Source organism: Thalassolituus hydrocarboniclasticus (assembly GCF_025345565.1).
GTDB lineage: Bacteria > Pseudomonadota > Gammaproteobacteria > Pseudomonadales > Oceanobacteraceae > Venatoribacter > Venatoribacter hydrocarboniclasticus.
In genome coordinates, this window is sequence record NZ_CP054475.1 from 1,892,118 (window position 1) to 1,909,771 (window position 17,654).

Annotated in this window: 19 protein-coding genes; all 19 read left to right on the forward strand. The window is 52.0% G+C overall.

Translation table 11 applies throughout. From position 1 onward, the window contains the following. The first annotated feature begins 15 nt into the window (after window positions 1-15). The 19 genes from HUF19_RS08235 to HUF19_RS08325 all read left to right on the forward strand — a co-directional run bounded on the left by HUF19_RS08235 (window position 16) and on the right by HUF19_RS08325 (window position 17,640). A complete protein-coding gene (locus HUF19_RS08235) occupies window positions 16-342 on the forward strand; it encodes a YbaB/EbfC family nucleoid-associated protein (protein ID WP_145468840.1) in 327 nt (108 codons plus the stop codon). Window position 343: 1 nt separating this feature from the next. Continuing rightward, window positions 344-949, forward strand: a complete 606-nt coding sequence (locus tag HUF19_RS08240; RefSeq protein ID WP_260999332.1) for a toprim domain-containing protein — start codon at window positions 344-346, stop codon at window positions 947-949. Next, on the forward strand, window positions 946-2,127 hold the full coding sequence (rnd, locus tag HUF19_RS08245; RefSeq protein ID WP_260999333.1) for a ribonuclease D: 1,182 nt from the start codon (window positions 946-948) through the stop codon (window positions 2,125-2,127). Before HUF19_RS08240 ends, rnd begins: the two co-directional genes overlap by 4 nt. Further along, window positions 2,108-2,392 (forward strand): YcgL domain-containing protein, encoded by a 285-nt coding sequence (locus HUF19_RS08250; RefSeq protein ID WP_260999334.1) that lies wholly within the window; start codon window positions 2,108-2,110, stop codon window positions 2,390-2,392. Before rnd ends, HUF19_RS08250 begins: the two co-directional genes overlap by 20 nt. Continuing rightward, a complete protein-coding gene (locus HUF19_RS08255; RefSeq protein WP_260999335.1) occupies window positions 2,389-2,829 on the forward strand; it encodes a YcgN family cysteine cluster protein in 441 nt (146 codons plus the stop codon). Before HUF19_RS08250 ends, HUF19_RS08255 begins: the two co-directional genes overlap by 4 nt. Continuing rightward, window positions 2,817-3,167 (forward strand): hypothetical protein, encoded by a 351-nt coding sequence (locus HUF19_RS08260; protein WP_260999336.1) that lies wholly within the window; start codon window positions 2,817-2,819, stop codon window positions 3,165-3,167. The genes HUF19_RS08255 and HUF19_RS08260 overlap by 13 nt, the downstream gene beginning before the upstream one ends. 359 nt (window positions 3,168-3,526) lie before the next feature. Continuing rightward, on the forward strand, window positions 3,527-4,195 hold the full coding sequence (locus HUF19_RS08265; protein WP_260999337.1) for a YEATS-associated helix-containing protein: 669 nt from the start codon (window positions 3,527-3,529) through the stop codon (window positions 4,193-4,195). A gap of 23 nt (window positions 4,196-4,218) precedes the next feature. After that, on the forward strand, window positions 4,219-6,474 hold the full coding sequence (locus HUF19_RS08270) for a VWA domain-containing protein (RefSeq protein ID WP_260999338.1): 2,256 nt from the start codon (window positions 4,219-4,221) through the stop codon (window positions 6,472-6,474). A 143-nt stretch (window positions 6,475-6,617) separates the two neighbouring features. Further along, entirely contained in the window at window positions 6,618-7,460 is an 843-nt protein-coding gene (locus HUF19_RS08275) for an AAA family ATPase (protein WP_225692780.1), read from the forward strand. A gap of 4 nt (window positions 7,461-7,464) precedes the next feature. Further along, window positions 7,465-8,646 (forward strand): vWA domain-containing protein, encoded by a 1,182-nt coding sequence (locus tag HUF19_RS08280; protein ID WP_260999339.1) that lies wholly within the window; start codon window positions 7,465-7,467, stop codon window positions 8,644-8,646. A 123-nt stretch (window positions 8,647-8,769) separates the two neighbouring features. Beyond that, the gene (locus tag HUF19_RS08285; RefSeq protein ID WP_260999340.1) at window positions 8,770-9,495 is read left to right on the forward strand and encodes a hypothetical protein; all 726 of its coding nucleotides are present in this window, start codon (window positions 8,770-8,772) and stop codon (window positions 9,493-9,495) included. Then, window positions 9,492-10,097: a hypothetical protein gene (locus HUF19_RS08290; protein WP_260999341.1), complete on the forward strand. Its 606-nt coding sequence runs from the start codon at window positions 9,492-9,494 to the stop codon at window positions 10,095-10,097. The genes HUF19_RS08285 and HUF19_RS08290 overlap by 4 nt, the downstream gene beginning before the upstream one ends. Continuing rightward, window positions 10,067-10,588: a peroxiredoxin family protein gene (locus HUF19_RS08295; RefSeq protein ID WP_260999342.1), complete on the forward strand. Its 522-nt coding sequence runs from the start codon at window positions 10,067-10,069 to the stop codon at window positions 10,586-10,588. Before HUF19_RS08290 ends, HUF19_RS08295 begins: the two co-directional genes overlap by 31 nt. Then, window positions 10,585-11,097 carry a hypothetical protein gene (locus HUF19_RS08300; protein ID WP_260999343.1) on the forward strand — a complete coding sequence of 171 codons (513 nt, stop codon included), beginning with the start codon at window positions 10,585-10,587 and terminating at the stop codon, window positions 11,095-11,097. Before HUF19_RS08295 ends, HUF19_RS08300 begins: the two co-directional genes overlap by 4 nt. 25 nt (window positions 11,098-11,122) lie before the next feature. Next, window positions 11,123-13,102, forward strand: coding sequence for a hypothetical protein (locus HUF19_RS08305; RefSeq protein ID WP_260999344.1), 1,980 nt, complete (start codon window positions 11,123-11,125; stop codon window positions 13,100-13,102). After that, window positions 13,095-15,929, forward strand: a complete 2,835-nt coding sequence (locus tag HUF19_RS08310; RefSeq protein WP_260999345.1) for a tetratricopeptide repeat protein — start codon at window positions 13,095-13,097, stop codon at window positions 15,927-15,929. Before HUF19_RS08305 ends, HUF19_RS08310 begins: the two co-directional genes overlap by 8 nt. Then, on the forward strand, window positions 15,910-16,524 hold the full coding sequence (locus HUF19_RS08315; protein ID WP_260999346.1) for a tetratricopeptide repeat protein: 615 nt from the start codon (window positions 15,910-15,912) through the stop codon (window positions 16,522-16,524). Before HUF19_RS08310 ends, HUF19_RS08315 begins: the two co-directional genes overlap by 20 nt. Continuing rightward, window positions 16,524-16,841, forward strand: a complete 318-nt coding sequence (locus tag HUF19_RS08320; RefSeq protein ID WP_260999347.1) for a hypothetical protein — start codon at window positions 16,524-16,526, stop codon at window positions 16,839-16,841. The genes HUF19_RS08315 and HUF19_RS08320 overlap by 1 nt, the downstream gene beginning before the upstream one ends. Before the next feature lie 148 nt (window positions 16,842-16,989). Further along, on the forward strand, window positions 16,990-17,640 hold the full coding sequence (locus HUF19_RS08325; protein ID WP_260999348.1) for a MotA/TolQ/ExbB proton channel family protein: 651 nt from the start codon (window positions 16,990-16,992) through the stop codon (window positions 17,638-17,640). Window positions 17,641-17,654: the final 14 nt, after the last annotated feature.

The following is a 17,654-nucleotide window of genomic DNA, read 5'->3' on the forward strand; positions in this document are numbered from 1 at the left end:
AATCGGAGAATCCTTATGATTAAAGGCGGAATGGGCAACCTGATGAAGCAGGCCCAGAAGATGCAGGAGCAGTTGCAGCAGGCTCAGGCAAAGCTGGCAGACGCAGAAGTAACCGGTGAATCCGGTGCAGGACTGGTAAAAGTAACCATGAACGGTCGTCATGATGTAAAACGGGTTGAGCTGGATGACTCCATCATGGAAGAAGATAAAGAAATGCTGGAAGACCTGCTGGCTGCTGCGGTCAATGACGCCGTGCGCAAAATTGAACAGCAGAATCAGGAACAGATGGGAAAACTGACCGCCGGAATGGGTCTGCCTGCAGGTATGAAGCTGCCATTCTGATATGCAGTTACCAGCACAGTACCGCCAGTTGGTTGAATGCTTTGATGCCTTGCCGGGCATTGGCCCGCGTGCCGCTGCGCGTCTGGCTCAGTATGTGCTGGAGCAGAATGCCGGTGAGCGTTTGCAGCGGGCTATCCTGAATGCCCGCCAGACTCTGCAGCATTGCAGCAGTTGCCGCAGTTACAGTCAGGATAACCTTTGTCCGCTATGCGCTGACAAAGCGCGTATGGTATGGCGTTTACTGGTGGTAGCCGGGGTTGATGATCAGGCGCGCTGGGAAGATGCAGGGTATCGTGGTCACTACTTTATTTTGCACGGACTGTTATCGCCGGTAGCGGGTATTGGTCCGCGTCAGTTGCATCTTGATGATCTGAAGCAGCGGGTTATGACTCTGCTGGCGGAGGCCTCTGCCGAGCAGCCTTTGCTGGTGCAGGTGGTGCTGGATTCATCGGTTGAATCTGAAGCGACCGGGCAGTTTGTTGAAGATATGCTGGCCGGTATGAATTGCCGTACGCAGCTTTTGCGTCCTGAGCAGCTGGAGGCCGACCTGCAGCGCCTGCGGATTCAGTCGCCCGCGGACCTTGCTGCTGCAGGAACTGAACAATGACGCGCCTGAAAATACCGCAGCCGCAATGGGTTACAACGGATACTCAGTTAGAGGATGTTTGCCGTCTCTGGTGTCGGGAAGCCTATATTGCCGTTGATACCGAATTTGTCCGCACTACCACGTTTTATCCTGAAGCCGGTTTGTTGCAGGTGGCTGACAGTCAGGGCAGTTATCTGATCGATCCATTAACCATTACGGACTGGCAGCCGCTGATTGAAGTGCTGCAGCATCCTCTGGTAGTTAAAGTCTTTCACGCCTGCGCTGAAGATCTGGAAGTTTGCCGTCGTCTGACGGGTGTGGTGCCGTCACCACTGGCGGATACTCAGATTGGTGGCGCCATGGCCGGGCTGGGTGCATCCATGGGGTTTCAGCGCCTGGTTAAAGAAGTACTGAATATCAATCTGCCGAAAGAAGAAACGCGTTCCAACTGGCTGATGAGGCCATTACGTGAAGAGCAGATCAGCTATGCCGTTGCCGACGTTCACTATCTCTATCGTCTTTATCCTAAACTGGTGTCGCAACTGAAAAAGCTTGGCCGCCAGGCCTGGCTTGCCGAAGACTGTGAACGCTTGCTGAGCATGTCGGAGAAGTCTGAAAAGGCTCAGCTGTATTTTCGCCGGGTTAAATTAGCGTGGAAGCTGCGTCCGCAGGAATTATTGCTGCTGCAGCATCTGGTGTTGTGGCGTGAGCAACAGGCACGTGAGCGTAATGTGCCACGCAACAAAGTCGTTGATGACAACAGTTTATGGAATATTGCGCGTTTTAAAGCGCGCAACCGCGATCAGCTGATCAAGGCTGGGATGCGCCCTCAGGCCGTGCGCGAAGATGGCAAGGTGTTGCTGGATATCGTCAGTCAGGTACAGGGGATGGATAAAAGTCTGTGGCCAAAGCAACTGGATAAACCATTGTCGCCACAGGCCGGGCAATGGCTGAAATTACTTAAGGAGACCGTTACCAGTAAAGCGGAACTACTGAACATTCCGCCGGATTTGCTGGCACGGAAAAAAGCACTGGAGGCGTTAATCCGCTCCGGATACCCGAATGGTCCGTTTAAACTGCCGGAAAGCCTCAGCGGTTGGCGTAAAGCGGAAATCGGGGATTATTTAATGATGATTTTGCAGGATCAGACGAGAGTGATCTCGCTGAGAAAACAGAGCAATGACGAAAGTACTGTGTGACGTTTATAAAACGAAAAAGAAAGATGAAACCTATCTCTATGTTTCCCGCAAAGATGCATTGAGCCGGGTTCCGGAAGCCCTGCTGGAGCAGTTTGGTAAACCTGAACTGGCGATGACCATGATTCTTACGCCGGAGAAAAAGCTGGCGCGGGCCGATATCGATAAGGTTCTGAAAGCGCTGGATGAGCAGGGTTTCTATTTGCAGATGCCGCCAGCCAAAGAAACCTACATGCTCGATTTGTTCTGCAAACTGGACAAAGAATGAGCGCGCAGCCGTTCTGGGAACAGAAAACCCTGCACGAGATGACTCGCAGCGAGTGGGAATCTCTGTGCGATGGCTGCGGTCTGTGCTGCCTGCATAAGCTGGAAGATGAAGACAGTGGTGAGGTGTACTACACCGACGTGCACTGTCGTTATATGGACACCAGTAATTGCCGTTGCACCGTGTATCAGGAACGGAACAGCAAAGTGCCTAACTGCGTCTGGCTGAGCCCGGAACAGGCGGAAAGCTTTTTCTGGCTGCCTGAAACCTGTGCTTACCGTTTGCTGGCAGAAAAGAAACCATTATTTGACTGGCATCCGCTGGTTTCCGGTGATCCCGCATCGGTACATAAAGCGGGTATTTCAATTCTGAACAAAGGGATTCCTGATGATCAGATTCCCGAAGATGAGTGGCAGGATCGTATTATATGGAAGGCATAATTCAGTTCTTACCCTTTTGGGCAGCTTATCTGGTATGCGCCCTGACAGGTTATTGGTGCTGGAACCGGATGTTTTTCTGGTTGGCTGCCGACAGTGACGTGCGCCGTTTTGTGCGTATGATCGGTGCGGTGTTGTTGTTTACCCCGGCGCCCATCGCTCAGGATTCCAATTACTTTGCTCCTGCTCTGGTGGTATTACCCTTTACTGCAATCAGTGAGGGCGTGAATACTGCTCTGTATGCGCTGAACTGGTTGCTGGCTGCATTGTGTATCGGTGTACTGGTTTTGGGGATACACCAGCTGCTGCTCTGGATAAGAGGCCGTTTGCAACCGGAGTGAAAATAAGGCGCACATTGTGCGCCTTATTTATTTTCAGTCATGACTGGTCAAACGCTATGGCTTGATTATTAAATAACCAATCGTTCAGCTTTTTTTCTCCCGTTCCTTTTCTTTTGTCCTGTCATTCAGGAATTTTTCTATCCGGCATTTTTCCCAGTCAGACATTTTTTTTATTCCTTTTCTGGCTAACCCATAAAACTTTGCTAGTTTTAATGCAGGAGTGTTCTGTATTTCTGACGGTTATCCTCCGGTGGCCGGCGCTATACGGAACGGTACTTAAACTTGGGGTTTTTCCGTCAGTGGAGTAATCGGATTAGGGGCAGCAAAGACTGCGCTCTAACGGATGAGAGGTTGGAAACATGGCTAATCATATCTTCATTCTGGCAACTGTGATGCTGTTGGCTGGCATTTTTGGGGGGCTGGTGAATTATTATCTGTATGGGGATAAGGATCCCGATGCAGCAAGTCTGCCACGTTTTCTTGTGGTGGGTGTGGGTGCGTCCTTTCTGGTGCCGGTGGTGCTGGATATGGTGAACAGTGAACTTGTTCTGGAGAGTCAGGGCGATCCGTCACGGTTGTTAATTTTTACCGGTTTCTGTTTGATTTCAGCGTTATTGAGCCGCTTCTTTATCGACAATCTGTCTGACCGGATTCTCAATGAAGCTCAGGTGGCGAAGCAGCGTTCCGAAGAAGTTCAGCAGAACCTGCGCATTATTCAGAGTGAACTGCTGCCATTAATCGATACCGAAACCGAACAGGATTCCGGTAACGAAGATCCTCAGGTGGTTCAGGTAAATGATGAGCTGGATGTTACTTCAACCCACGTACTGAAAATTCTCTCCAGCGGGCGCTTTATTTTCCGTTCTCTGGCCGGGGTTTGTCGTGAAGCCAATGAAGAAGAGTCGACCATTCTGAAAACACTGCATGTTTTGGTAACCCGCAGCCTGGCCGGTAAAGTCAGCGGTAAAAACGGTGTTCGCTGGCACATTACTGAGAAAGGCCGTCGCGTACTCGAATCTAACCTGTAACAGCCTTACCCCCGGGAGCAGTTATGATGATTAATCGTTGGCTGTCGGGGGTGATGCTTGTATCACTCCTGTCGTTTTGTGCCGCATCTTCTGCGGCCGAATCTCCTGCCAAGCCCTCCGATGTCCGGATTATTATCGATATTTCCGGCAGCATGAAAGAAACAGACCCTGAAAATCTGCGCATTCCGGCGCTGAATCTGCTGGTCGAATTATTGCCTGATCAGTCGCAGGCCGGTGTCTGGACCTTTGGCCGTTACGTCAATATGTTGGTGCCGCTCGCTGCGGTAGATCAGCCCTGGCGTGAAGCGGCAAAGGAGCAGGGGAAGTCGGTTAATTCCGTTGGGCTGTACACCAACCTCACCGAGGCGCTCGCTAAAGCCAGCTGGAAAGTGACGCCGGACAGTGGTTTCAATCACAGTGTTATCCTGCTGACTGACGGCAAAATCGATATGGCCGAGGCTGGCCAGAATGCTGAGCAGGTTAATTCGGCAGAAAGAACCCGCCTGTTTAATGAAGTCCTTCCCGTTTATGCCGCAGCCGGTGCCCGTATTCATACGCTGGCATTATCGGATGGTGCGGATAAAGCCTTGCTGCAGCAGATCTCGTTGGAAACCGGCGGTTTGTTTTTGCAGGCATCCAGTGCCGATGAATTACTGAAGGCATTTCTGAAGGCATTTGACCGTGCGGTGCCGGTTGAACAGGTGCCGATGGAAGACAACCGCTTTTCTATAGATGCCAGTGTTAAAGAATTCACCGCGCTTATTTTCCGTAAAGGCGGAGGCAAAGAAACCCGCCTGATGCAGCCTGATGGCACATTGATTTCTTACGCCGATGCACAACAGCAGGATGCCGTACGCTGGCATCAGGATGTGAATTTTGACCTGATTACCGTTCAGTCACCGCAGGCTGGCAGCTGGGCTGCAGATGCTGATCTCGATCCGGATAACCGGGTGCAGATTTTGTCTGACCTTACCCTGAATGTGGAAGGATTGCCGGTCAGTCTGTTTTCCGGCAATCCGATTGAGCTGGCGATAGCGTTAAAAAATGCGGGTGAGGTGGTTGATGAAGATGCTTTGTTACGGCTGACCGACATCAGCCTGAAAGTCACTGCCCCGGATGGCCGTTCGGGCAGCAAGTTGCTATCGGATCCGGAAAACCTGCCAACCGATGGTATTTTCCGTGAAGCTCTGACCCGTTTATCGCAGGTGGGTGAGTACCGTTTTGAAATCAACGCCATTGGCCGCACATTTCAGCGTCGTCAGGTGCTGAGTTCGACTCTTATGGAGCCTCTTCGGGTTGAAGTTCTGCCGCAGCCGGCCGAACAGCGGGTCGACATTCGTGTTATTCCTGAAGGCGCCAATGTGGACTCCGGCCTGAGTCGTGTGATTGCCAAAATCAGCAGCCCGGATGAAAGCTCCATTATTCAGTCAATGGAATTCGACGCGGCTCAGCAGGCCTGGTTGCTGAGTCTGAGTGCTGATAAAGGCGCGGGTATCTACGATGTCGTGCTGAATATCCGTGGCGTTTCAAAGGGTGGGGCGACCTTTAAAAGTAAGCCGGATGATATCCGCATCGAATTCCCACTGATTGATCCGGATGCGCCGCCGGCTGAAAATTCTATGGCAGCAGAAGATGCATCGGTTTCTGAAAATCCGGCGTCTGTACCTGTGGCTGAATCTCAGTCTGCAGCGATGGCGGAAGGGCAGCAGCCTCCTCAGGCGGAAACGGCAGATCCTGCCGAGCCTGTGGAAGATAAGGCGCCTGAAGAAAAAGCGCCTGAGCCTGCAGCAGAAGAGACGATAAAGCCCGATCTGGCCAAGCGTTTTGCTGAGCAGGAAGACATTGCAGAGCCTCCGGTGAAGGAAGAAGAGGGCATTGCCTGGTGGGTTTACCTGCTGTTGGCTTTGGGTAATCTCGCGGTCTTTGGTGGCGCCGGCTACTGGTGGTTTATGAAGCGCCGTCAGAGTAATGCAGCTGCGGCGGCTGCGCCTGTTTCTCATGACCGGTTGCCCGATGATCTGCCCCATGATGATCTGAGCGATGACGACTTTGCCGGCGATTTCGATGCCTTTGATGGGGAATCAGAAGAAGAAATCCCGCTGCCGTCATCAGCCCCTTCATCAATGGGGGGGGATACGGATATTAATGTTTCGCTGGATGATGATTTTGATATCGACCCGGATGAAAACCCGGTCGCCGATGACGACTGGGGAGAGTTTGACGCTGATAATGAATCGTCTCCGGAATCTGCGGATGATGATGAGAACAAACCTGCCTGATTGAACAATACACCCTCAGTAAAGCGCTGAGGGTGATCTCCGGCCGGCACTCTCATATTGCTGGCCGCTAATGCCTTGCTGATAAGCACCCCCCTACTTATACTGCTGACCTATTTTGTCGAATGAATGACTTAGAGGTTTGTATGAAGTTTCAGGGCACCCAGGAATATGTTGCAACGCCGGAACTGCAGTTAGCGGTTAATGCGGCCATTGCATTACAGCGTCCGCTGTTGCTGAAAGGGGAGCCTGGTACCGGTAAAACCATGCTGGCTGAACAACTGGCCGAATCGCTGGGTACCGAACTCATCCAATGGCACATCAAAAGTACAACCAAAGCCCATCAGGGCCTGTACGAATACGATGCGGTATCACGCCTGCGCGATTCCCAGCTGGGCGTCGACAAGGTTCACGACATTGCCAACTACATCGTTAAAGGCAAGCTGTGGCAGGCGTTTACCGCTGATAAGCCAGTGGTGCTGCTGATCGATGAAATTGATAAGGCCGATATCGAATTCCCGAACGATCTGCTGCTGGAACTCGATAAGATGGAGTTCTTTGTGTATGAAACACAGGAGCGTATCGTCGCCAAGCACCGTCCGATCATTCTGATCACCAGTAACAATGAGAAAGAACTGCCGGATGCGTTCCTGCGCCGCTGCTTCTTCCATTACATCGACTTCCCGGATCGTGACACCATGAAAGCCATTGTCGATGTGCATTTTCCGCGCATTCAGGCTGAGCTGGTGCGTGATGCACTGGATGTTTTCTTCGATGTGCGCAAAGTACCGGGCCTGAAAAAAAAGCCTTCCACCTCAGAGCTTATTGACTGGCTGAAACTGCTGATGGCCGATGAAATTGGCCCCGACGTACTGCGCAATGCGGATACCAGCAAGGCCATCCCGCCATTGTACGGCGCTCTGCTGAAGAACGAGCAGGATGTACAGTTGCTGGAAAAACTGGCTTTTATGAGCCGTCGCAAAGGCTGATCCGATGCTGATCGATTTCTTTCAGACCGTCCGTAACGCCCGTGTACCCTGTTCGGTGCGCGAGTATCTGGATCTTGTGCAGGCGGTTAAAGCCCATGTGGTATTTGCCGATCTGGATGAGTTTTATGCGCTCGCCCGGCTTTGCCTGGTAAAAGACGAAAAGCACTACGATAAATTCGATAAGGCTTTCGCCGCTTATTTTCAGGGGCTGGATACACTGCCTTCATTTATGGAAGAGGCCAACATTCCGGCTGACTGGATGCGTAAGGAATTTGAACGCATGTTGTCAGAAGAGGAAATGGCCAAAATCGAAGCACTGGGTGGGCTGGATAAAGTTCTCGAAGAGTTTAAAAAACGCCTTGAAGAGCAACATAAGCGCCATCAGGGTGGCAATAAAATGATCGGTACCGGCGGTACTTCGGCCTTTGGTGGTAACGGTTATAACCCGGAAGGCATCCGCATCGAGCAGGGTAAGTCGCGCCACAAAAAGGCTGTTAAAGTCTGGGAGCAGCGGAACTATAAAGACCTCGATGACAGTATTGAGCTGGGTATCCGTAATATCAAAGTTGCGCTGCGCCGTTTGCGTAAATTTGCCCGTCAGGGCTCGGTAGAAGAGCTTGATCTGGGCGATACCATTGCTTCCACTGCCCGCAATGCCGGTTTTCTGGATATCAAAATGGTGCCGGAGCGGCACAACTCGGTCAAAGTGCTGTTGTTTTTTGATATCGGTGGCTCGATGGATCCGCACGTGCGCGTCTGCGAGGAGTTGTTCTCTGCCGCCCGTACCGAGTTCAAGCATATGGAGATTTTTTATTTCCATAACTGCCTGTATGAGTCGGTCTGGAAAAACAATATCCGTCGTAATAATCAGCGTACCGATACCTGGGATATCCTGCGCAAATTCGGACCTGACTACAAAGTGATCTTTGTTGGTGATGCCATGATGGCACCTTACGAAGTAACCCACGTCGGGGGCAGTGTTGAGCACTGGAATGAAGAACCGGGTGCTGTCTGGATGCAGCGTATGGCGGATCATTACGGCAAGCTGGTATGGCTGAATCCTGCACCTGAGTCTTACTGGGGGCAGGGCGGATCGCTGGGGGCGATCCGCGAAATTGTCAATCAGCATATGTACCCGCTGACCCTGAAAGGGCTGGAAACAGCGATGCGCTACCTCAGCAAATAGGTAGTGGCAATCATTTACCTGTACGTAAGTACCGATTGATTGCAGGGCGCGCTTTATAGGACAATGGCGCGCTGATGGCACGGATGCCCACATAACTAAAAAAATGAAAAGGGCTTTAGACCAATGCTGGTCCTGGGGAATCTTTGGTGTCTGCTTACCCGTTGGGTGAAGCAGATGCTCTACATCACCACGTTCTGTCTGATCTGTGCTCCGTCATGGGCGCAACAGGAACAACTGTATCTGCGTAAAGGCCCGGGCAGTGCATTTCCTGTTATCTTCGAAGTCTCTTCTACCGAACAATTACAACCCTTGCGCCTGCAGGGGGACTGGCTGCTGCTCAGTAATGGCCGTCGTCAGGGCTGGCTGCCTGTCGCTCAGGTTCCTGAATCCTCAGGTCTGAGCCGTGCCCAGCGCTGGTATCTGAAAGATGCTCTGCGTCCGGGGAGTTGGCAGGTACAGGGCGGCTGGAACAGTGAAACAGCACTGCAGCTGGGCGTCAGCTATCCACTGGATGAGTATCGTCTGGCGGCGCGCTTTACCCGTGCCAATGCCGGTGAGCAGGTCTGGCAGAGTGCCGAGCTGGGGCTGGAGCAGGTGTTTTCACGTTATGCGGACTGGTCGTTGCAGGGCTTTGCTGGTCTTGGCGTGGGGATCAATGAACAGGGGAGTCGTCACTGGGATGAGCAGGGGCGGGAAACCTCAACGGCGCTTTTTACGGTTTCCGGTGATGTTGTCTGGCCACTGGAAAAGCGCCTGGATTTTCGTCTGCGCCTGCAGGCTTCACAGGCGCTGGGCGCTGATCAATCTGCACATACGGCCGTTGCGCTGATCTGGAATCTGAGTTTATGAAATATCTGCTTCTTTGCCTGTTAGTGGCGCCCTGGTGGGTTAACGCAGAAACCACCGACATCTATCAGCCACGGCTCAAAATCGCCGGGCTGGATAAATCCGAAAATATCAATCGCCGTTATGGCAGTTGGGGTGTAGGTCTGGCGCAGCAGGCGCAGGATAATCTCAGCAGCCGCAGCGCGCTGAACGTTACCGCTCGCTGGTTTGCCGGTGAACGCTGGTATCTGCTCGGCAGCGCCCAGATTGCCCCCTTCAATGAAGATGAAGTACGCGACGGCAGTGGCCGGGTTTTGCTGGAGTCCGGCGAACAGGCCAATGTGCTCAATGCCGGAGCCGGTTACGCTTTTTTGCAGGGTGCTGCCAGTTTCAGCGGTCGTACCAGTTACCCATGGCAAGTGGCGGTTGAAGCCTTGCTGGGCGAGCAATATACCGGTGACAGCAGCGGCCGTTACACCGGCCTGGCCTTTTCCTGGCAGTTGCTGGGCGATGATTACTGGTTTGCGACGGAGTGGCGGGCCTACCAGAGTGACGACAGTCGCCTGGATAAACTGAATGTGAATAAGGGTATGCAATGGGGCGTTTCGTTCGGTTCTTATTTCTGAGTCTGTGCGCGTTCAGCGTGCAGGCCGAAGAGGTCAGAAATATTGAAACCCTGGCGCCGGGCCAGCTGGTCGACGATTTTTCTATGCCTTCCGCCATTGGCGGTTGGGGGCAGCGTCTGGCAGAGCAGCGTGGCAAACCGGTAATGCTGGTATGGCTGGATCGTTGCAACCAGTGTCAGGAAGAACTGGTGCGCTATCAGTTGCTGGCAGAAAGCTACGCGCTGGATCAACTGGTCGCCTGGTTTATCTGGGCGCCGCATAAAAATGACGTGCCGCCGAAAATGCGTTTACCGGTGTTGCTGAATGATCAGTACTGGACGCAAAGCTGGGGCTTTAATCCCCGTCCGGCGGTCATGCTTATTAATAACGATGGTGTGCTGGATCACCTGATTCTGGGAGATCTGACCGGACACTACGCTGAAACTGAACAAACACTGGCACGGTGGATGGCTGAGCGACAGTTGCAGGCCCGTGTGGAGAGCAGACAATGAAAAAATTACCGATGCTGACTTTAGCTGCGCTCTTTTGTGCGCTGACTGTGCAGGCTGAACCGCAGAATGCCAATATTGCTGCCGATATTGTTCAGGTTAAACGCTCGGTGCTGGAGCTGAATAAAGACCTGTATGAACTTGAAGAAGACCTGCTCAGTCCGGCAACGACCCGCGCGGCGTTTTATTTTTCACTGACGTACGGTGAGTTTTTCGAGCCGCTTTCGATTGAAGTCAGTGGCTCAGGCTTCGAAGCTGTGCGTCATATTTATACCGAACGTCAGGTCGCCGCGCTGCGTATGGGGGCCGTGCAGCCACTGGCCAATATTAATCTGGGGCCAGGTAAACATAATCTGCGTGCGGTGATCCGTGGAGTTGATCAGCTTGGACAAAACCGTGAACTGGTTGTCGAGCAGCAAGTAGAAAAAAGCGATAAACCACTGATGCTGGAGTTTGTTGTCAGTGATGTCGCCGAGCAGCAAAGCGCCGCCGCGCAGCTGAAATTCTGGTAACCGGTGTACGGATGACAGCCTCCTGATGCGACTCTATTTACTGTTTTTTCCGCTGTTTTGCCTGTTGTCGGTTGCCCGTGCTGCCGACGGCGGTGCCACGGCAGATGCTGTTGCTGTGCAGCCGTCAGTGGCGGCTGTGAATAACAGTCAGCCCGAAAATGCAGAGCAGCGGCTGCTGCGCGGTGCATTTTATTACCATTATTTAACCAATAATTATCAGCAGGCACTGGTCAGTCTTGATCTTATGCAGAAAGCCTATGGTCAGGCTGAAATCGTTGCCGAAATAACAGTGATGAAGGCGGCCATTCTGTTGGCTCTGGGTCTGGAAGACGATGCTGATGCATTATTTGCAGCGGTTGAACAATCTGGTGGTAAAGCGTCAGCAGATGCCTGGTATCACCTGGCAGGACGTTGGCTGGCAAAATCCGAATGGGAAAAAGCAGAGCGCAGCATCCGCCGGGCACTGCAATTTGAGACGCGACAGAGCGGAACAGGCGCAGATACGTCTGGTGCACTGAATCGCTCATATCAGGAAGAAGCAAAATTTATTCTGGTCGCGAGTCTGGCTGAGCAGGATCGCGTGCATGAAGCCAATGACGCACTCGCGACTATGAGCCAGAGCGGAATCTGGAGCGGCTATGCACGTTATAACCAGATACTGTCGCTGATGCGCCTGCACGCCGTCAGCCGCGATCTGGAAAAATTAATCGAAGAAGCCACGTATTATCTGCCGGATACCTACGAAGGCCATTCCTTAAAAGACAGGATTTTACTGGTTGCCGGTATTTACGCGCTGGATGCCGGTAAATACCGTCAGGCTGAAGCTTATTTGCGACAAATCAGTCTCGACAGTGCCTTCACCGCTCCCGGATTATTGCAATACGGCTGGTCGCTGGTTGATCAGTGGAAATACGAAGAGGCCATGCAACCATGGCGGATTCTGCAACAGCGCTTCAGTGAATTTCACCCGGCGGTTATTGAATCCGTACTGGCGGTGCCCCACGCCCTTGAATTACTGAATGCGACAACGCAATCGCTGAAAACCTATGAATTTGTTGAGCAGCGTCTGCTCGGCATGCTTGAAACCCTGCGAATGCAGAATTCCCGTGAACAATTAAGTGCCTGGCTGGATGAGTGGGAATTACAACAGCAGGGGCAGTCCTGGGGCTGGCAGCGGGCGCAGTTAGGCGATATGCCGGATGGTGATTTGTCTCGCACCCTGCAGGATCTGCTGGACGATCGTGATTTTAATCAGATGACGTCCGCTCTGCATGATCTGAACAGTATGCTGCATGACGTTAAACGTCAGCAGCAGGATCTGCAATTATGGCAGGCCGTACTTAAACAGCGTCAGCAGAAACTTGCGGGCATGAATGCCAGCAAAAAGCTGCAACAACTGGAATTGCGTCAGGCAGCGCTGACCCGTGATGTTCTGGCAATACAGCAACGTCTGCAGGCCGAAGATCAAAAAGTGTTTGCCTTTGCATCCAGTGCCGATCAGCAGAATGTTGATCATCTTGCAGCCGTTGTACCGCGCATCGAATACCTGCAGCGTCTCAATACCCCAACCCGTGATCTGGGTGTTTATAAAGAACGCTGGCGCCGTAGCCGCGGCTTACAGCTGTGGCGTATTTATGAAGAAAAACCACAGCGGCAATGGCTGGCGCAAAAAAATTACTGGCAGCTGCAGGGTGTTACTTCGGAGCTGCTGGAACAGCTGGAAAATACCCGTACAGCACTGAGCTGGGCAGACAGCAGCTGGCAGGGTTTTCCGCAGCGCGTTGCTCAGCAGCAACAGCGGTTAAAACAGCAGGAAACACGGTTGCAACAACTGCACGACCAGCAGCAGGAACAGATTATTGCTCATGCGCAGCGCCATATGACGGATCTGGATGTAAGAATTACCGATTATCTGGCTCAGGCACGTCTGTCGATCGCGCGCTTGTATGATGATTCCTTGCAGCAACAGGTTGTTAGCGGTGCGGTGGAGGGCAGTGATGAATAATTTTGCCTTACGCGCTGTGTTTATGTTGGCGATAGTATCGCTGGCCGGCTGTAGTCTGTTTTCGCAACCGGATGATACGGAAAAAACGCTGGGAAATATTAACGGCCTGAAAGTCCGTTTATTATCTAACGACCCGCTGGAAACCAGTCATGATGATGTAATTGATCGTTATCAGCGTTATCTCGATGTTGCTACCGAACCGGAAATGCGCATTCGTGTCGCCCACCGTATTGCCAGTCTTAAACTGCAGGCCGAAGAAATTGCGCTGGATAAAATACCGGAAGGCACTGACTCCGGTCTGGATGCGAGTGCAACGCGAGAAGAGCGTGCTCAGGCCATTGCCTCAATCAAAGATTATGAGTCATTGCTTGAAGCTTACCCGGACCGTTCCGATAACGACGCCATGCTTTATCAGCTGGCCAAAGCTTACAGCATGGCCGGGCGTATGCAGTCTGCTATTGCCACGCTGGAACAACTGGTTGCCGATTTCCCGCGTTCGGTTTATTACCTTGAAGGGGAATTCCGTCTGGCGCAATTACTGTACGCGTCCGGTGATTATGAAGGGGCGGAGCAGGCTTATCAGCGCCTGATTGATCGCGGCCCGGACGACAACCAATATTATGTCAGTGCGGGGTATCTGCAGGGCTGGTCGATCTTTAAACAGGATCGTCTGCAGGACAGTCTGCTGGCCTTTACCCGTTTATTGGATGAACAATATCCGACCGTCGCGGCATTGTCCGATGCCAAAGGCGGTGAGCTGGATATGCTCAACGACATTCTGCGCATTATGGCCATCATGTTTGATGACCTTGGCGACTGGGAGCAGATTGCGCTGTTTTATGATCAGCACGGCAAACGTCATTATGAATATCTGATTTATGACCGGCTGGCGACGCTGTATTACGACAAACAATATTATAAAAGCGGAGCCTCTACCTTACGTGCCTTTGTTTTGCGCTACCCCGATGATGTGCTGGCACCGGTGTATTACGAGCGCCTGATTGAAGGTTATAAAACCGCGCGCTATCCAAACCTGATGCGTAAACATAAAGAAATCTATATCGGTATGTTTGGCGTAGGCGGTAATTACTGGCTGAACCATACCGAAGCGGTGCAGCAGAAACTGGAAAAAACGCTGGCAACTTACATCTGGGATCTGGCGGGCTTTCATCACGCCTGGGGGCAGAACAGCAAAAAGCTGAAAGACAAGCGTGAACGTCTGGGCGAAGCTGAACGCTGGTATAAAGAATATATCCGCAGCTTTCCAGAGGCTGATGACACGGTTAAAGCTCATTTCCTGTTAGCGGAAGTGGCGTTCGAACTGCAGGATTACCCTCTGGCCAAAGATCATTATGAGATCGTGGCTTACCAGTATCCGGGTTATGAAAAAGCAGCTGAGGCTGGCTACGCGGCAATTCTGGCATTTAATAAATACCGTCCGGCGAAAACAGAGGCCCTGGCCTGGCGCCAGGCAACGGTTGCCAGTGCAATGCGCTTTGTGCAGGAGTTTCCACAGGATGAGCGTAGCGGCACCGTGCTGGTAAATACCGCAGAAATGCTGCTGAAAGATAAATATTATCCGCAGGCTCTGACCACTGCACGGCTGGCGTCGCAGGTCGAAGCCGACCTGCCTGAGCGTTACCGCTATGGTGCGGCGCTGGTACGCGGACATGCCAGTTTTGAACAGGGCCTGTTTGCCGAATCCGAAGAAGCGCTGGGCAAAGCCCTGACTTACAGCAAACTGGATAAGAAAACCCGGCGTGAGTTACGGGATAAAGTCGCTGCCACGGTTTATAAACAAGGCGAGCAGGCCAAAGAGCAGGGTGACCTTACCGCAGCGGTTGGCCACTGGCGCCGCCTGGCAACGGTTATTCCGGAAAGTAGCACCCGCATTATTGCCGAATATGATGCGGCAACCTTATTAATGCAGATGAAAGATTATGATCAGGCCATTGAAGTACTGTTGCATTTCCGTGAACAGTATCCTGAGCATAAATTAACCGCTGATATTCCAAGTAAACTGATCGTCGCTTATGAAGATAAAGGCGAGTGGCGCAAGGCCGCGTTTGAATTACAGCGCATCTGGAATGACGGCACAGATCCGGAGCAGCAGCGCATTGCCTGCTACCAGTCGGCTGAGTATTTTGAAAAAGGTGGTGATCTGGATAATGCGCTGGTGATGTATAAGCGCTACGCCCACAGCTATAAAAAACCGTTTGATGCAGCCGTCGAAGCGCACTTTAAACTGAACGAAATTTATGCGGCGCAGAACGATGAAGAAAAACGCCGTTTCTGGCTGGATAAGGTGATAACCCTGCACAATAAAGCCGGTAAAGATCAGACAGATCGTTCACGTTATCTGGCCGCCAGTGCGGCCTATGAGCTGGGTGAATTCGAACGGGTTAAATATGAAAAAATCGCCATTACGCTTCCCCTTGATAAAAGTGTGACGCGTAAGAATGCGGTGATGCAGGCCGCGCTGAAGCGTTATACCCAGGCGGTGCAGATTGGCGTACTGGAATACACAACATCAGCGACTTATCGCATTGGTCAGTTGTACGCTCAGCTGAGCAAGGCACTGATGGAATCGGAGCGGCCAGGCGGTATGGATGAACTGGAGCTGGAAGAGTATCAGTTCCTGCTGGAAGAGCAGGCATTTCCCCTGGATGAGGCGGCTATTGAAATTCATCAGACCAATGCCAACCGTACTTACGACGGTCTGTATGATGAATGGATTAAAAAGAGTTACCGGTCTTTGGGTACGCTGATGCCTGGCCAGTACAATAAAAATGAAAAGGCGCTGAGTTATGTCGATCAGATTCGCTAGCCTGTTATTGCTGGTTTTATTGCAAATGGGATTGCAGGGCTGCAGCCTGTTGGGTGCTAAGCCTGAAGTGGTCGATTCTGTGCCGCAGGAAAAGCCATTGCCGCCGGAACTGATCGAGGCCTATAACGCCGGTCTGGAATTGCTGCAGGACGAAGAGTTTGATGCGGCACTGGTTCACTGGCAGACGCTGGCGGAAAAATATGCAGAATTTCCCGGCTGCTGGACCAATCTGGCACTGGCGCAATACCGTCTCGAGCAGTTTGATGCCAGTCTGGAAAGTCTGAATAAAGCCGTTGCCCTTAAACAGGAATTCTGCCCGGCCTATAAAGTACTGGGACTGGTACAGCGTGAATTAGGCCAGTTCGGGGCGGCAGAAGACAGCTATCAGACGGCTCTTCAGTGTGACCCGGCGGATGTGCAGGTGCATTACAATCTGGGCATTCTCTATGATCTGTATCTGCATGATCTGGTCAAAGCGCTGCAACAATATCAGCTGGCACAGGGCATGATGAGCGAGCCGGATGAAACGCTGGCGATCTGGATTGCTGACCTCGAACGACGCAGTACCGAGCAGGTCGCAGGGGAGGGTTCGTAGTGATTAAAGTATTTTCCTGCGCACTGTTGTTACTGTTTTTAAATAACATTGCGCTTGCTGACAATGTGGTTCGCCTTGAAGGTATCTCCATTCAGGGTAACAGCGAAGAACCGAACGTAATGTACGTAACACCGTGGCGTCCGCCACCGGGAACCGGGCGCTTATATCAGCCGATTAACAGCTATCGTGAACAGTGGCTGCAGAGCATTGACCGCGACAGCTTCCGCCGCGAAATGCGTTACGCTGAACGCTATGCGCCAAAGGAGCCGGATCAGGAACGTCTGCGCCAGCTGAGCGGGGGCTCAGCAGTGCAGTAGTACTTTTTGGTTTATGCAATAAACAACGTTTTTTGCTGAGCGGTTTAATGGTTAAATCGTCAGTAATGGGAAAGACCCGGAAGGCTGCGGCATAAGACCGGCCAATAACAATTAATAAGCTAAAAACTACAAACCAGGGGAAGTAACTATGGATACCATCGTACGTTTTTTTCAGGAAGGCGGTACTTTTATGTACCCGATTGCCATCATTATGGCGATTGGTCTGGCCATTGCTTTTGAGCGTCTGCTGGTGCTGATGAAAGAAAAATCCAGCAACCGCCGCGCCTTTGAAGAACTGCTGCCTATGCTGCAAAAACGCGACCTGCGCGGTGCGCTGAGCTATGCCACCAGTTCAGAAACCAAAATCGGTGATATTTTCTCTGCTGCTATTGCCCGTATTCCAGGCAGTCAGCGTCGTGAAGAAATTGAATATGCGCTGGAAGAAGGTCTGATGGAAGCCATTCCACAGCTGGAAAAACGCACCCAATACGTAGCCACCCTGGCCAACATTGCCACGCTGATGGGACTGCTGGGTACCATTATGGGTCTGATCGCAGCCTTTACCGCGGTTGCCAATGCAGCGCCTGCAGAAAAAGCCGCACTGTTGTCGCAGAGTATTTCTGTCGCGATGAACACCACGGCATTCGGTCTGATGGCAGCGATTCCGTTAATTCTGCTGCACAGCTACCTGCAATCCAAAACCAACGAAATTGTCGACAGTATTGAGATGGCCGGGGTTAAGTTCCTCAACATCATCACCGAGCGTAAGCCAGGTCAAACTCCAGCAAACAGCAACTGAGATGTAATTTCTGA

What these genes read in the sequence shown, in the direction of transcription:
- HUF19_RS08235 (WP_145468840.1), top strand. Translation starts at nt 16, where the DNA reads ATGATTAAAGGCGGAATGGGCAACCTGATGAAGCAGGCCCAGAAGATG.
- HUF19_RS08240 (WP_260999332.1), top strand. Translation starts at nt 344, where the DNA reads ATGCAGTTACCAGCACAGTACCGCCAGTTGGTTGAATGCTTTGATGCC.
- rnd (WP_260999333.1), top strand. Translation starts at nt 946, where the DNA reads ATGACGCGCCTGAAAATACCGCAGCCGCAATGGGTTACAACGGATACT.
- HUF19_RS08250 (WP_260999334.1), top strand. Translation starts at nt 2,108, where the DNA reads ATGACGAAAGTACTGTGTGACGTTTATAAAACGAAAAAGAAAGATGAA.
- HUF19_RS08255 (WP_260999335.1), top strand. Translation starts at nt 2,389, where the DNA reads ATGAGCGCGCAGCCGTTCTGGGAACAGAAAACCCTGCACGAGATGACT.
- HUF19_RS08260 (WP_260999336.1), top strand. Translation starts at nt 2,817, where the DNA reads ATGGAAGGCATAATTCAGTTCTTACCCTTTTGGGCAGCTTATCTGGTA.
- HUF19_RS08265 (WP_260999337.1), top strand. Translation starts at nt 3,527, where the DNA reads ATGGCTAATCATATCTTCATTCTGGCAACTGTGATGCTGTTGGCTGGC.
- HUF19_RS08270 (WP_260999338.1), top strand. Translation starts at nt 4,219, where the DNA reads ATGATGATTAATCGTTGGCTGTCGGGGGTGATGCTTGTATCACTCCTG.
- HUF19_RS08275 (WP_225692780.1), top strand. Translation starts at nt 6,618, where the DNA reads ATGAAGTTTCAGGGCACCCAGGAATATGTTGCAACGCCGGAACTGCAG.
- HUF19_RS08280 (WP_260999339.1), top strand. Translation starts at nt 7,465, where the DNA reads ATGCTGATCGATTTCTTTCAGACCGTCCGTAACGCCCGTGTACCCTGT.
- HUF19_RS08285 (WP_260999340.1), top strand. Translation starts at nt 8,770, where the DNA reads ATGCTGGTCCTGGGGAATCTTTGGTGTCTGCTTACCCGTTGGGTGAAG.
- HUF19_RS08290 (WP_260999341.1), top strand. Translation starts at nt 9,492, where the DNA reads ATGAAATATCTGCTTCTTTGCCTGTTAGTGGCGCCCTGGTGGGTTAAC.
- HUF19_RS08295 (WP_260999342.1), top strand. Translation starts at nt 10,067, where the DNA reads ATGGGGCGTTTCGTTCGGTTCTTATTTCTGAGTCTGTGCGCGTTCAGC.
- HUF19_RS08300 (WP_260999343.1), top strand. Translation starts at nt 10,585, where the DNA reads ATGAAAAAATTACCGATGCTGACTTTAGCTGCGCTCTTTTGTGCGCTG.
- HUF19_RS08305 (WP_260999344.1), top strand. Translation starts at nt 11,123, where the DNA reads ATGCGACTCTATTTACTGTTTTTTCCGCTGTTTTGCCTGTTGTCGGTT.
- HUF19_RS08310 (WP_260999345.1), top strand. Translation starts at nt 13,095, where the DNA reads ATGAATAATTTTGCCTTACGCGCTGTGTTTATGTTGGCGATAGTATCG.
- HUF19_RS08315 (WP_260999346.1), top strand. Translation starts at nt 15,910, where the DNA reads ATGTCGATCAGATTCGCTAGCCTGTTATTGCTGGTTTTATTGCAAATG.
- HUF19_RS08325 (WP_260999348.1), top strand. Translation starts at nt 16,990, where the DNA reads ATGGATACCATCGTACGTTTTTTTCAGGAAGGCGGTACTTTTATGTAC.